General features: G+C 68.3%; 9 protein-coding genes and 2 pseudogenes. 6 read left to right on the top strand and 5 right to left on the bottom strand.

The annotated features are described in order from the left end of the window. Positions 1-151 precede the first annotated feature (151 nt). The 5 genes from OG344_RS12360 to OG344_RS12340 all read left to right on the top strand — a co-directional run bounded on the left by OG344_RS12360 (position 152) and on the right by OG344_RS12340 (position 6,974). The gene (locus tag OG344_RS12360) at positions 152-1,621 is read left to right on the top strand and encodes a hypothetical protein (RefSeq protein ID WP_405088344.1); all 1,470 of its coding nucleotides are present in this window, start codon (positions 152-154) and stop codon (positions 1,619-1,621) included. Beyond that, complete coding sequence (locus OG344_RS12355) at positions 1,618-2,619, top strand: hypothetical protein (RefSeq protein WP_405088343.1); 1,002 nt, start codon at positions 1,618-1,620, stop codon at positions 2,617-2,619. Before OG344_RS12360 ends, OG344_RS12355 begins: the two co-directional genes overlap by 4 nt. Beyond that, positions 2,616-4,292 (top strand): hypothetical protein, encoded by a 1,677-nt coding sequence (locus OG344_RS12350; protein ID WP_405088342.1) that lies wholly within the window; start codon positions 2,616-2,618, stop codon positions 4,290-4,292. The genes OG344_RS12355 and OG344_RS12350 overlap by 4 nt, the downstream gene beginning before the upstream one ends. Positions 4,293-4,439: 147 nt before the next feature. After that, positions 4,440-6,404 (top strand): S8 family serine peptidase, encoded by a 1,965-nt coding sequence (locus OG344_RS12345; protein WP_405088341.1) that lies wholly within the window; start codon positions 4,440-4,442, stop codon positions 6,402-6,404. A gap of 174 nt (positions 6,405-6,578) precedes the next feature. Continuing rightward, positions 6,579-6,974: a beta/gamma crystallin-related protein gene (locus OG344_RS12340; RefSeq protein ID WP_405088340.1), complete on the top strand. Its 396-nt coding sequence runs from the start codon at positions 6,579-6,581 to the stop codon at positions 6,972-6,974. A 199-nt stretch (positions 6,975-7,173) separates the two neighbouring features. On the opposite strand, the gene OG344_RS12335 is transcribed toward OG344_RS12340, so the two are convergent. Beyond that, on the bottom strand, positions 7,174-9,981 hold the full coding sequence (locus OG344_RS12335; RefSeq protein WP_405088339.1) for a DEAD/DEAH box helicase: 2,808 nt from the start codon (positions 9,979-9,981) through the stop codon (positions 7,174-7,176). A gap of 563 nt (positions 9,982-10,544) precedes the next feature. After that, a complete protein-coding gene (locus OG344_RS12330; protein ID WP_405088338.1) occupies positions 10,545-10,670 on the bottom strand; it encodes a hypothetical protein in 126 nt (41 codons plus the stop codon). A gap of 404 nt (positions 10,671-11,074) precedes the next feature. Here OG344_RS12330 and OG344_RS12325 point away from each other — a divergent pair, with 404 nt between their 5' ends. Further along, positions 11,075-11,512, top strand: coding sequence for a hypothetical protein (locus OG344_RS12325; protein ID WP_405088337.1), 438 nt, complete (start codon positions 11,075-11,077; stop codon positions 11,510-11,512). Positions 11,513-11,557: 45 nt separating this feature from the next. Here the strand turns inward: OG344_RS12325 and OG344_RS12320 are convergent. The 3 genes and pseudogenes from OG344_RS12320 to OG344_RS12310 all read right to left on the bottom strand — a co-directional run. Continuing rightward, a pseudogene (locus tag OG344_RS12320) lies at positions 11,558-12,088 on the bottom strand (transposase); the annotation flags it as partial. A gap of 340 nt (positions 12,089-12,428) precedes the next feature. Further along, positions 12,429-12,683: pseudogene (locus OG344_RS12315) on the bottom strand (transposase family protein); the annotation flags it as partial. Positions 12,684-12,973: 290 nt separating this feature from the next. Continuing rightward, entirely contained in the window at positions 12,974-13,888 is a 915-nt protein-coding gene (locus OG344_RS12310) for an IS982 family transposase (RefSeq protein WP_405088336.1), read from the bottom strand. Positions 13,889-13,958 lie beyond the last annotated feature (70 nt).

Below are 13,958 nucleotides of genomic sequence, written 5' to 3'. Positions count from 1 at the left end.
TATCGTAGTTCTCCTATGTCACGTTTCGCGATATCGCGGAATTTACCGTGATGTCATCACAGAAGGCGGGCGCATCCGAGAACTTCTCGCCGGGGACGGGGACGGGAACACGGACCGGTCGGGGTCCGGGGTCGAGGACGGGGCACGAGGCATGACGGGGGATAACGTGCCGGAGCCCGGCGAGGACCTGCTCCGCAAGGCCCTCGCCCGGGCCGTCGCGGGACTCACCGCCACCGGCAGGCTGGTCGTCGTGGAGGTCGCCGCCGACGGCATGACGACCTTCGAGATCCACCGGGACGAGCACGGCACCGCGCTCGGCCGCCGGTGGCCCCTGCAGTGGATCACGCTGACGGCGGAGCACGGCTGGGGCGAGGAGGCCCGGCAGGCCCTGCTGCGCGCCGCCGGCCTGCCCGCGCCCGGTTCTGAGGTCGTCGTCGCGAGCTCGTCCCCCGAGAGCGCGACGGCCCTGCAGGCGCTGGAGTGGCTGCGCGAGGCGCGCACGGCACAGGTGTTCGCCACCACCGCGCCGATCACCGGGCTGGTCAGGGACGTCCTCGTCGGCGACCCGCTGTGCCGGTCGTACGACCTCGTGGTGATGCGGCCCGCCGGGGCCGGCGGACGGCTGGAGCTGGCGGGCAAGCTGCTGTTCCCGGTCGGCGCCCGCGCCGGAACCCGCACGGAGCTCGCCGTCCGCTGCGAGCCGGGCGGCGAGCACGGCACGGCCCTCGCCGTCGTCACCCGGCAGGGCCGGGAGCCTCGGCTGCTCTCCGTGCACAGCGCCAGGGTCGCCCCCGGGCCGTACGTCGTCACCGCCGAGCTGGTACGGCCGGGCAGGGTGCGGTTCGCGGGGCTGCCCGGCCTCGCCGCCGATCGGCGGACCTGGGACGAACTCCTCGCCGACCTGCCGGACCGGCTGCCGCCCAGGACCGGCCCGGCCCACCTGATCTGCGCGGTCGAGGTGTGCGGCCCGGACGTCAAGGTCGAGGAACGGCTGGGCCGCGCCCGTCAGATGATCGCGTTCCTCTCCGGTCTCGCCGGTTTCTCCGGCGCGCCCGCGGACGCGCCGCGCGTCTCCCTCGTCGCGTACGGCGCGCACTCCTTCGACCGGTCCGTACCGGATCGGCCGGTGGAGGTCGTCGCCTGGCAGGCCACGGCGGAGGCGGCCCTGAAAGGGCTCGACACCCTGGAGGACCGGGGGGCCGTCACCCAGGGCTACCCGTACCACCCGCACGCCGCGCAGGTGGAGGACATGCTGGCGACGGTGGCGGCCCGGCTCAACCGGAGCATGAGAAAGTCGCCACCGGGCCGGCACGTGCTGCTCACCATCGGCGACCGCCGCCCGCATCCGATGCGGGCGGACCGGTCCGGCGTCCTGCCCTGCCCGCATCGGCACGACTGGCGGTCGCTGCTGGCGTACCTGGAGCACCTGCCCGGGATGGCGTTCGGCGCGATCTGCGACCAACCGGAGGACGGCCCGCAGCACCGGATCTGGCGCCATCTCGGCGCGCGGGCGCTGGCCCACCTCGACGCCCTCGACCTCCAGGGACTGGCCGCCGGCCTCGGCCTCGCCGTGCCCGCCGCCGTCCACGTCCCGTTTCCCCTGCTCGACGAGACGGAGTGAACACCGGCATGCAGCCCGATCCGAAGCCGGGGCGGCCCGCCCACGACATCGCCATGTGGGGCGCGCCCGGCAGCGGCAAGACGACGCTGCTGGCCGCCCTGGACATCGCCCTGATGCGCAGGGACGACGACTGGAGGATCGTCGGCTCGGACCCCGCGTCGTCGGAGTTCCTGATCGAGCGGACGAACGCGCTGTCCACCGGCAAGGTCTTCCCCGAGGCGAGCACCGGCCTGGAGCACTACCACTGGACGTTGTACGGCCCCGGCGAGCGGCGCAGGCGGCGGTGGTGGCGCAGGCAGGGTGAACCCGAGCCGTTCGAGGTCGGCCTCGGCATGATCGACGCGGAAGGCGGCCTCTTCAGCGCGGGTCCCCGGCGGCTCGACTACGGCCCGGACGTGCTGGACGAGCTGCGCGAGCGGATGCTGGACAACCTGGTGAAGAGCCTCGGCATCGTCTTCCTCTTCGACCCGATCCGCGAGTTCGAACGCGGCGACGCCTTCAACCATCTGCATCCGCCGCTCAAACGGCTCACCGAACGGATGCGCGACCTCGGCCGGCTCACCGGCGGCCGGCTTCCCCACAACGTCGCCGTGTGCGTCACGAAGTTCGACGACCCGCGTGTGCTGGAGACGGCCGAGAAGATGCACCTGCTCGCCTCCGCGCCCGACGACCCGTACGGCTTCCCCCGCGTGTCCGACGACGACGCCCCGGACCTGTTCCGGCAGCTGTGCGACCTGTCGGCCAACGGCAACGCCGACATGGTCCTCAACGCGCTCGGCCGCTACTTCCACCCCGACCGCGTGCGGTTCTTCGTCACCTCGTCGATCGGCTTCTACGTCCATCCGCAGACGAAGGCGTTCGACTGGCACGACTACGAGAATCTGCTGCCCGAAGGCGAGGACCTGCGTATCCGCGGGCCCATCCATCCGATCAACGTGGTGGAGCCCATGCTGTGGCTCGGGCGGCAGCTCGCCGCCGACAAGGAGACCCCGCGATGAACGGGGACGGCGCGCGGAGGATCGGCTTCGAGTGGGGGCTCGAAGGCAAGGAGCACGGCAGCTACGACGAGTACGGCCTGCTGAGGTGGAGCGCCGAACGGCTCGCGCACGTCTTCGACAAGCTCAGGGCACGGTACGCCGCCGGCACCCCCTCCGAACTGCCCCAGGTGACGATCGCCCCTGCCGGGATCGAAGACAAGGACACCGGCGAGAAATCCCACAACGTCGTGCTGGCGATCCACACCTGGTCGGACCACCGTGACTTCACGGGCCGGAAGGTCGCCTACACACGGTGGTTCTTCGTGCCGTACCACCAGCTCCAGGACCACCCGGTGTCGTACCAGGCGCTGTACGCGGCTTTCGACGCGCTCCCGCTGACCCCGGAGCCGCCGCTGACCGTGGCCGTGCCGGCGCTCGACCCGCGCGACGTCATGCCGGGGTCGGACGCGCTGGCCGCCGCCGCGCTGCTGGCCTCCGGGCAGCAGGTCTGCCTCGTCGGCGCGGACGGCGTCCCGATGGCCGAGCGGTTGCGCTTCGTCGACACGGTCATGGCGCTGCTGCCGTACGGGCTGCGGACGAGGTTCAGCGCGGCGACCTGGACCAGCAGCACGACGAAACACCGGATCAAGCTCTCCTTCGCCCGCTACGCCCCGGAGGGTGTCCAGGCCGTCCATTGGGGCCAGGGCGCGGACATCCCCCTCGACAAGCACTCGGCGGAGTACCACCGCATATTGCGCAACCGTGACGTGGACTACCCCGACCTGATCGGGTGGCTCGCGGGCCAGACCGAACCCCTTTGGTTCAACGACGACGACCGCCCCCGGGTCTTCGAACTGCTCCGCCAGTCGGCCTCCCAGTCACCTCCCCCACGACCACCGGACCCGGCGCCCGCGCCCGCGCCCGCGCCCGCGGTGAGCAGACAACGCGGGATGGTAGGGGCGACCCAACAGGGCCCCACGGTCGACGCACTCGCCCAAGCCCTCGCCGATGTGGCACCCACTATGGATCCCCGCCCGGCGTTGAATGCGCTCCTGAAGGCCGTCAAGGACCAGCCCGGCAGGACTGCCCTGGGGGAAGCCATGTCCAGGCATCACTGCTTCCGCGATGTACTCGATCACCAGGATGATTCGGCCCACCTGTACGAGCAGTTGGCAGCAGCGGCTTTCCTACCGGACGAGAAATTGTCGTGGACGAGCTGCAATGCCCTGCTGGACGCCGAGAGTACGCCGGAAGTCGTGCGTCTCCGATTGGAGGGTCAGCCCAGCCCACAGCGGCGCCGGTTGAAGGGTCTGAACAGGCCGCAATGGTGGCGGTTCGGCTGGGTCAAGCGGCATCGGGTGGCCTGCGCCATCGGTGCCCTAGTGTTCGCCTTCACCCTCGCTGGCGGTGCCGCCCTGTTATACCTACACAACGACAACGCTCCGAATCCGCAGGCATTCTCGCCGGCGCCCCAGACCTCTCTCGGTGAAAGCACCTCGGCGGAGCCATACATGACGTACACCCAGGCACCTTCGTCCTCCCCGGAAACGCCGGCCGGGCTGGCGGGGATCTCCTGGGATGCCATCGCAATCGCCTGCGCCGTCGTGGGCATCGCCGGGTCGATAGGAGCGGTCATCTACATCCGGAGGCCCTCCCGGTACGAGGGTTCGATGACAGGGCGGCATCGGGCGTGAGCGGCGTTCCGGCCCCGCTCGGCACCGCCTTCGCGGGTCGGCGTACGCGGTCTGAGCCGCACCTTCCAGTCGACGATCACGCTGACCGGCGGGCCGTCGATCAAGGGCGCGTCGATCACGGCGGGCGTCTCCTCGCCGCTGCCCGTGGTGCTCGCCTCGGCCCCGCCGTACAGCGACGCGCTGTGCCTCAGCCCGGCGCCTCCCGGGCTGTTCGCCGGGAAGATCGTCGCCTGTCAGCGCGGCCCGAACCGGGTGCTCAAGGGCTTCTCGGTGAAGCAGGGCGGCGCCGCGGGGATGATCCTCTACAACGCCACACCGCAGGACGTCATGACCGACAACCACTGGCTGCCGACGGTGCACATCGACAAGCCGGAGACCGACGTCCTGCTGAGCTGGCTGAGCTCCCACCCGGGCACGACGGCGACCTTCACCCAGGGGACGAAGGCCACCTGGCAGGGCGACGCGATGACGTCGTTCTCCTCGCGCGGCCCCGGCGGCGACTTCCTGAAGCCGGACGTCACCGCGCCCGGCCTGCACATCCTGGCGGGCATGACCCCGACTCCCGACTCACCGCTGGAAGGCCCGGCGGGCAACCTCTACCAGGTCATCGCCGGGACCTCGATGTCGTCGCCGCACGTCGCGGGCGCCGGCGCGCTCCTGTTCGCGCTGCACCCCGACTGGACGCCGGGCCAGGTCAAGTCGGCCCTGGAGACCACCGCCACGACGAAGGTCACCAAGGAGGACCGCACCACCCAGGCCGACCCGTTCGACTACGGCGGCGGGCGCATCGACCTGACGAAGGCGGGCGACGCGGGCCTGACCCTGGACGAGACCGCGGTGAACTACGCCGCCTCGGCCGCCGACCCGCTGAACCGGATCGACCTCAACCTGCCGTCGGTGAACGCGCCCATCATGCCGGGCGTGATCAGCGCGAAGCGTACGTTCGTCAACCCGACCACCAAGACGCTCACGTACACCGCGCTGGGCACCACGGTCAGCGGGGCGAACATCACGGTGCTGCCGCCGCTGTTCACGGTGAAGCCGGGCAAGAGCCAGAAGGTCACCATCCTGATCACCGCGCCGGACCTGCCCGAGGGGCAGTACTTCGGCCAGGTGAACCTCAAGCAGGTCGGCGGCGGCCGGGAGCAGCACCTGCCGGTGGCCTTCTACCGGCGCGAGGGCGCGGTCCCGATCGACCAGACCTGCACGCCGAGCACCATCGCCAGGAACACCGGGCAGTCCACCTGCACGGTCTCGGTGCAGAACACCTCCCTGCAGGACACCGACGTCACCGCGCTCAGCACGCTGGACGCCAAGCTGCGGCTCACCGGCGTCACCGGTGCGACCCAGGTCGGCAGCCAGATCGTGACGACCAAGAAGACGCTGGCGGGGAGGAAGCCGGACAAGCCGGTCATCGCCCCGGGGTCGGGCCCGGCCGGGTACATTCCGCTCACGGCCTTCGGCATCGCCCCGACGCCCATCGGCGACGAGGAGGCGCTGAACTTCACCGTTCCGGCGTACACCTTCGCCGGCCGTACGTTCACCAGGATCGGCGTCGTCTCCGACGGCTACACGGTCGCGGGCGGCACGAACGGCTCGGCGGACATCCAGTCGACGCCGCAGACGCTCCCCGACACCGCCCAGCCCAACGGCGTGCTCGCGCCGTACTGGACCGACCTGGACGGCACCGGAGCGCCCGGCGTCTACGTCGCGACCCTCACCGACGGGGTGAGCAGGTGGCTGGTCGTCGAGTGGAGGCTCAATCTGTACGGCACGAACAGCCTGAAGGTCTTCCAGCAGTGGATCGGGCTGGGCGGCGCCGAGGACATCACGTACGCCTACGATCCGGGCAACCTGCCCGGTGACCCCGGCGCGGTGTACGGCCTGACCGTCGGCGCCGAGAACATCGAGGGCACCGCCGGCACCCAGATCAGCGGCCCGCCGACGCAGGACTACCGCGTCACCAGCACGCCGGGCGCCCCCGGCGGCACGCTCAGCTACTCCTTCACATTGAAGGGCGTGTCCGCGGGCACCGGCACCGTCCTGACCGCCACCTCCACCCCCGAGGTGAAGGGCATCACGGTCGAGGTCGACAAGATCACCGTTCAGTAGGTCTTTTCCTCTGCGGGGCCCGGCGGACGTATGTGTCCGCCGGGCTCTCGCCGTCTACCAGGCCCGGCGGTCCAGCGGTCTGCAACCGCCGTACGAGTGGACGCCAAGCCCCGGTATCGGTGGGCGCCAAGAGTCGATTGGCACGCTTCTCCCATGCACCGCACAGGAGGAAAGATGTCTAGAACGCTCAGGACGCTGCTCGCCACGGCAGTGCTCGCCACCGCCGCGATCGTCGTCACCGTGGCGCCGGCCCACGCCGGTTGGATCGGGATCATCCTGTACGAGGACTCCGGTTACAAGGGATATCCGCACGCCTATACCACCAGCCGCCTGGGACTGTACGGGTGGTGGGAGAACGACGAGGCCAGCTCCGTGAAGAACGTCGACGTCTTCGCGTGGGTCCTGTACGACGACGTGGACTACAAGGACCGGCATTTCTGCATCCGGCCGGGAGAGTGGGTCGAGAACCTCGGATCGTCGCCGTGGAAGTTCAACGACAAGATCTCGTCCCTCAAGCGGCTGACGACCTCCAGCTGCGCCGGATACGTCCCCTTCTATAACAACGCCTGACGCCTCAGCACGGAGGGCGGAAGGGCAGGTCGGCGCGACCGGTCTCGCCGTGTAGTCGGCTCCACCGGCGGCAGCTACAGCCCGCGACAGGTGCCGTAAAGGCGGCACTGCCCAGGTCACCGCCTACAGCCTGGAAACACCAGATGCGATGTGGGCGGTGACCCCGAGCGGAAGCCGTGCCCGGCGATTCCCAGAGGGCTCAACCTCCCTGAGGAGGTTCGGGCGGCAGTTCCAGCCGTGGAAGGTCGCGAGCGACCACGTCGAAGTAACGCTGTGTGGACCACGCGGCCCGATCACCGATCACGTACAGCCGTCGCTTGGCACGGCTGACAGCCACGTTCAGCAGGTTCGGACGGGTGGCCGCCCAGCGTTTCGCACCCGGCCGCCCAGGATCGCCGCCGAGGACCAGGACGACCACGGTGGCTTCCTTGCCCTGCGCCGTATGCACTGTTCCGGCCTCCACTCCTCGGAATCGCCGCACCACCTGGTTCATCCCGCGTACGACGTCCCGGAAAGGGCTGATCACGAAGACGTCCTCGGGTTGGACGCCCGCTCGCGCGAGACGGCTCAGGACACGGGCCAGGGCGACTCCCTCCTCGGGGATCCAGTGGCCGCCGGAGGCGGATCCGGTCACGTCGATCCACATGCTCTCCGGCAGTTCGACAGGTGGCTGCTCGGTCTTGCCGTACACCATGAGCCCGTCGTACGCGATCGCGTTGGAGATGCCGAACATGGGCTGGTCACAACGTCGGTGGACGCGCAGCGGCGCGCCGACCCAGATCGGCTCCTCCTCGCCCGGGAGATAGGTCCCGTACGCGTTCGCGTGATCGGCCAGTTGCTGAACCGACGTACGTCCGGGAAGCCATCGCTCCTCCTGGACGCCGAACACTCGGCGCAGCACCTGTTGCGCGGTGAACGGCAGCGTCACCACCGGTTCGAGCTGCAGAGGGTCTCCGACCGCCACCACCCGCCGCGACCGCCAGATCGCGCCGGCCGCGAGTTGCGGCGCCGCCTGACCGGCCTCGTCGATGAAGAGCCATCCCAGTGCCTCCTGCTGCAGGTGGGAGAACACACGGTGAAAGGATGCGAAGGTGGTCGAGACCACCGGGACGAGGAAGAAGAGGCTCTGCCAGGCAGCCCGTACGGCCTCCTCCGGTGCGCTCTTGGGGGCCTCCCCGGTCAGGACGTCCATGGCGGCCTGGAGGCTCTTCCGCATACGCGTCGCCTCCGCTCGAAGGAACGCCTGGTGAAGACGCAGCGCTTCGAGGAACAACTCGCTACGCGCGAGGTTCCAGGTCTCGTCCGTCCACAGCGTCTGGCGCTCCCGATACTCATCGTCGCTCCACCATTGCTCGTCGGGGAAGAATTCCCGCAACCTGTCCTGCTGGAGGGCGAGCTTCGACTTGAGCCGGGTCAATCGTGACTGTGCGGCATCACGCTCGGCCCGGCTGGAACCGAGTTCACGGGTCATCCGCGCGATCATCTGGTCAAGCTCCTTCAGCCGAGCGGCAGCCGTGTACAGCGCCTGCTGCGCACTGTGAACCTCGCCCACCAGCACCCGGTCCTGCGCGTGCCACTCCCGTGAGGCCTTGCCGAAGGTGAACACCGCGGTGATGAAACTGGGCTGGAACCGCTGGTGATCCTCTCGTCTGGCGTTCCGGGCCGCGACTTCCTGCCGTGCCGACGCTTGGAGGCGAAGTGCGTCATCGAGCTCGTTCAGCAGGGCTTCGACGTGTCTCTCGGCCGAGGTGATCTGCTCGGTCATCCGGGCGATGGAGTGCTGGACCGCGAGTACCTCCCGCAGGTGCTTGTGAGCCTCGCCACGCTCCCGTCGGAGCGCCTCGACTCGCTCGTAGGCGAGCATGAACGACTTCACCGCCGTCTGCCACGATCCGGCCCCGGCCTTCTCCCAGGCCTCGAAGGCTGTCCGGAGGCCGGGTTCGACGTCGCTGCCGTACCAGGCCTTGCCGACGAACTCGACGCGGTTCGACTTTCTGCCCAGCCTGGCGGCCACCAGCCCCCACGCGGGCTCACCGAGGACCCGGCTGGCGACATCGTCGAAATATCTGGCCTCGCCCTGCCATCGATCGTCGATCGCCTTCTCGCCGGGGATCTCGGTCGTAACGTTCTCGACAGCCCCGTTGTTGGCGGAGGCGACCACCATCTCGAACCCGGTGAGGTCCTCCCGCCACAGACTGACCACGCGCCGGAAATCACCCGTCTGCCATCGCCTCTCTCCGGTGAAGGCGGCCCCGGTGCCGGGGAGCCTGGCCAGGCGCAGTGCCCGCTCCACCACGTTGGCCGCGATCAGATCCCGGAGCATCGTGGTCTTGCCGGTGCCAGGAGGCCCGTTGACCGCGAAAAGCCCTGCTCCCGCAGACAACTCCACCATGATCGTGTTCACGGCGAACTGCTGGCTCAGCGCGAGCGGCTTGTCCGGGGACTGCGGCCAGCGGCCCGCGGGCACATGGGCAGGCGCCACGTGGTCGAAGACCACCTGCGGTTGCCTGCGCAGGTCCGTACGCGGCGGCGCCGGCAACCGGAGGTAGGCGTCCAGTGCCGCTCCATACCTACCCGTCCGTACGGCGGACGCGACGCGTTCGAGGTCGCCGACGATGAAGCTGTTGAGGAAATCGGCTCCCGCCTCGACGACATGCTCACGCCGCCGGGAGACCTGAATGCACTTGACCAGGAACCCCTCGGGGGCCAGAACGTCCTCGACACCGAACCGGTCGCTGGTGAGCTCCATGAGCTCCAGCAGGTCGTCGTGGTCAAGAGGACGGCCGACGAGCACCCCCTTGTTCCGCAGCTCCTTGGCCTGCTTGTCATCCGCGGTCGCGGCGACGCGCGTCTCGGCCACGCCTTGGAGGTCTTCGCTCGTGCCGTCGAAGCCGTCGAGCCAGGAAAGTGAATCTGGACCGGGGGAACGTGTGCGGCCCGCCGCCCATGCGGCGCTGGAGAACCCCAACGTGTCCAGGAGCGGACGCCCCTCCTCCGTCACGGTCACGGAGAGAAGCGCACTCAATCCCTGCGGTGCCTGGTCGAAGACATCCGGATCCGGTCCGAACACGCTCTCAAGGAGGACACGTATGCGATCGAGCTGGAATACGCCGCCGTAAACGATATGCCGCCATGTCATGTTCGGCTTGATGGGCCTCCGTTGGAGAGGGTGCCTGGACTCCCATGGAAAAACCTCTCCGGGGCCGATCCGGAACACCGGCTCACGCTCCTCTCTGGGATTGGCCCTCGGCAGGCTCTGCGGGCTGAACAGCTCGCAGGCCCGCCAGAACTCAACGATGCGTGCGCGGTTGGCGTTCAGATGGCTCACGGCTCTCCTTGTCGAGGCGCTGCACGGCGTCGCACCTGTCCGGTCTGATCGGGCCCCCGACCCTCGGAGCTCTCCAGGAGGTCAAAGGTCGATCTCGGCCTTGCATGACGACCATGCGATGAGCGCAGCAGAGTGCCTTCTGAACCGACGCGGAGAGGACCTCGGGCAAACGAGCACAATCCTTCCAGCCCCAAGGGTGCTTTCTCGCGTAATCGATCAAGCCCGCCGAAAATCGTGGCGGCCTACCGACCGCCGTTCCTCTTCCGGTTGTGCCGGAGCGCGAGCCGCACCGCGAAGTAGACGACCGCGAACAATACGGCCACCTCGAACACGACAAGTAACAGTTCTGCCAGCCCGAGCCCGTACATCGACCACCTCTTCAGGAGAAGAAACCGAGGGCAGTATGAGCCGATAGTGCGCCGCAGTCGAGCAGTGCTCCCGGCGGTGAACTCGCTCCTGGCTGATCGCCCGCTCTTCAGCCGAGGCTGTGGCCGCTGATGGGTGCGGGACGGAGACGTTCCCCAGGCATACCGTGCGATCGAGGCCAGTTGTAGCCCGGGAACGCCGGGGCGCCGACTGCGCCATTCGGCAGACACCGTGAGGACGCCACGGCCCAGGTAACCGCCTACGGTTCGGACATCACCAAATGCGGTGTGGGCGGCGACCCAAATATCTCGCCTGGCGGACAACCAGGCCGAAGGACTCCACGGCGGGTCCCAACTGGGACCAGAGAGTAAGGCGGTCACGATAAATCGCCTCATAAGATCTCGACGTGGGACTCTCTGATCTTCGTCGTGAAATGGTTCTCGCCGCCATCGCAGAGTGCGACGACTTGGGCCGGGACGCGTTCCTGGACACGTACGGATTCGGGCGGGCACGCGGATATTTCCTCGTCCACGAGGATCGGCGCTACGACTTGGAGGCCATCGCCGGAGTCTCACACCGGGGCGTCGACGGGCAGCCACTTCGGCCTGAAGAGTTCTCCGGTGGCAGGGAGTCCGTGGCCCGCCAGCTCATCCGTCTCGGTTTCAAGGTCGAGGCCCCCGGGTTGTCGCTGGGCGAGCACACGATCGAGAATCTTCTCCTGAAGATCGGCTCCCTCCGTACGGACACGTCGAAGGCGACCGGCCGGCCCCGCAGGCACCAGCCGCTGACGCTGTTATGGGCGCTCGGACGAGCCGCGCAGGCAGAGCCACGCCTAGACGATTGAATCCAAGGCGGTCTGGCCACGTTCAGTGGCACGGCCGTTCCAAGATCACGGTGTGAGTCCGAGGATGACGAATGGCCTGTTCATGTAGCGGCAGGCCCAGCGGGTGGCTTCGGTGATGTCGGTCCGTCCAGCCAGGCGTAACGCGCCGATGGCAAGGTTGCGCAGGCTGGCCATGACGCGAGGGCCAGAGCGCGTACGAACGCGGGAGTGGTCCTCGCGGAACAGGGTGTCTCTGATCCAGTGCAGAACCTCCACACCCCAGTGATCCTGATTGAATCGGGCCAGGTCGGTGGGGGCGACGAGGTGTTCGTCGGGGCTGGCGACGCCGAGTTGGGCGATGGCCGACACGACGGTGCCGTCGCCGGCCTTCACGTAGCGTTCGATCAACCAGACCTGGCTGACGTGCGGGAACGGCAGATTCTCGGGAGCGGGCAGGACCTGGATGGTGCGGGTGGTGATCCGGCCGTGACCGGTCTGGGTGCTGGTGTGCGCGATCGGAGTCTCGCGCCACGGCAGCGCGTTGAGCGCGTCGAACAACGCTCCACGGTTCTCCTTGACCGGCAGCACGAAGTGGCCGCCCCGCTCGCGGGATCATGTTCGCGGTGGCCTTGACCGTGTGCAGTGCGTCAGCGGTCAGGACGGTTCCGGTCAGATCGAAGTCTTTCAGCAGCTCGCGGGCGGTGACCGTCTCCCGGGTCTTGGCGCCGTCGACTTCTGCCTGAGCCGCCACCACGGCTCGGTCCGCTGGTCCGGCCACGATGGCCAGCAGGTGCCGCCCGTTGCCGTCGCCGGTGCGGGCGCCGCGGAGGGTTTTGCCGTCCATCCGCAGGTGGGTCAGCGGCCGTGTGGCGTTGCTTTCCCCGTGGGGAGTATCAGTGTTCATGCAGCTCATGAGGGTTGCTGTGAGCCAGGTGCCGATCGCGGTGTCGAGCGCGGCTGGATCGGTGTCGGTGAGCACGCGCCAGAGCGTGGTCCTGCTCGGTGGCGGTGCCGGGGCCGCCCCAGCTCGCATGTACACCTCGGCCAGGACATCGGCGGGGACGTCGGCGATCCAGCCCGTGATTGCGCGGTAGCCCTTCATCCCGGCCACCGTCGCTGCCGCGGCCAGCGCGAGTACTGCTGCAGCCGGATGGTCGCGGCCTTGATCGGAACGTCCGTCCGGGACCTCCATGAATAGTTTCAGCAGGTCATCGCAGGCGTCGGCGAGCGGGACGCAAGCGATTGGGCCAGCGGTCACCACGTCGATGGCTTCCGGCTCGACCGTGGGGATGGCACACTTGGCCACGACGAAGCTCCACGCGCAAGAGATCTGTAGGAAGACCCTTGCTAGCGGGAGCTTCGTCTCATTCTGGGAGCAACACGCCGTATGTGATCACATCGCGACCTACCCGGCCCACCTCCGGCCCACCCCACTGTCTTCCCCACCGTCTTCAGGGTATCGATCTTGGAACGGCCGTGCGTTCAGTGGTCGTAGGCAATCAACGACCGCTTGATCGGCTGACCGGTCTTGTCGTTGTGCCAGATCGCGGCGGTCAGCGCGAGTATCCGCGCGAGCACGCGGGCGATGACTCCGCTCGGCGTGCGTCCGGCGTGACGTTCCAGGTCAAGCTGGCCCTTGAAGGTCTGGTTGATCGACTCGATGGTCTGCCGCAACGGCTTGAACAACGCTGATCCGGCCCGTTCGGGTTCGCCCTTGCGGGCCGGGCGCAGCAATCGAATATCACCGTCGGTGAGGTTCTGCTCGAACTCGCGGCCGTAGTAGTTCTTGTCTCCGATGATCGTCTGTCCTGGGCGGCCGGTCAGCAGTTCGGGAGCATGGTCCAGCATGCCTTGCAGGATGTCGCGTTCGTCGGCCTTGGCGCCGGTGAGAGCAAAGGCGATCGGCAGCCCGCCCAGGGTGCACAACAGGTGCAGCCGCAGTCCCCAGAAATACCGGGAGTGACTGGCGCAGTAGCCGTACTCGGCCCAGCCTGCCAGTGCGCTGCGCTTGGCCGTCTCCCGGGAACGGCCGCACTCCACCGGAGTCGAGTCGATCACCCATACGTCGTCGCTCCACAGCGTGGTGTCGGCGGCGAGCATTCTGATCACGTGTTTGAGCAGGCTGGACGCCTTGCGTAGCCGCTTGTTGTAGCCGGACTGGCCGGGCAGGTAGGGGAACATGCCAGTCAGGTGGGCGCGGGCGTAGCGCAGCCAGTGCCGCTCGGAGGTGAAGCCCAGCAGCGCCGACATCACCGCGAGCGTCACCAGCTCGGCGTCACTGAGGGTAGGCGCGATGCCGACCTTGGGACGCCAGGGAGCCAGATCCGGCCAGGCCTTCACCGCGTCGTCGATCTTCACGTAGAGTGCGGTTGCGAGGGTGTCTATGTCATTGGTCACACATTGATCATGGACGCCCTCGCCCTATTTCCGCAGGCGATCCCTTGGACTCAATCGTCTAGAAGCCTGG

The organism is Microbispora sp. NBC_01389, assembly GCF_045040095.1.
Lineage (GTDB): Bacteria > Actinomycetota > Actinomycetes > Streptosporangiales > Streptosporangiaceae > Microbispora.
This window is presented reverse-complemented; position numbering and strand designations above follow the sequence as displayed.

Excerpts from the sequence above, each read along its gene's own strand:
- OG344_RS12360 (WP_405088344.1), top strand. The coding sequence starts at position 152 with ATGACGGGGGATAACGTGCCGGAGCCCGGCGAGGACCTGCTCCGCAAG.
- OG344_RS12350 (WP_405088342.1), top strand. The coding sequence starts at position 2,616 with ATGAACGGGGACGGCGCGCGGAGGATCGGCTTCGAGTGGGGGCTCGAA.
- OG344_RS12340 (WP_405088340.1), top strand. The coding sequence starts at position 6,579 with ATGTCTAGAACGCTCAGGACGCTGCTCGCCACGGCAGTGCTCGCCACC.
- OG344_RS12330 (WP_405088338.1), bottom strand. The coding sequence starts at position 10,670 with ATGTACGGGCTCGGGCTGGCAGAACTGTTACTTGTCGTGTTCGAGGTG.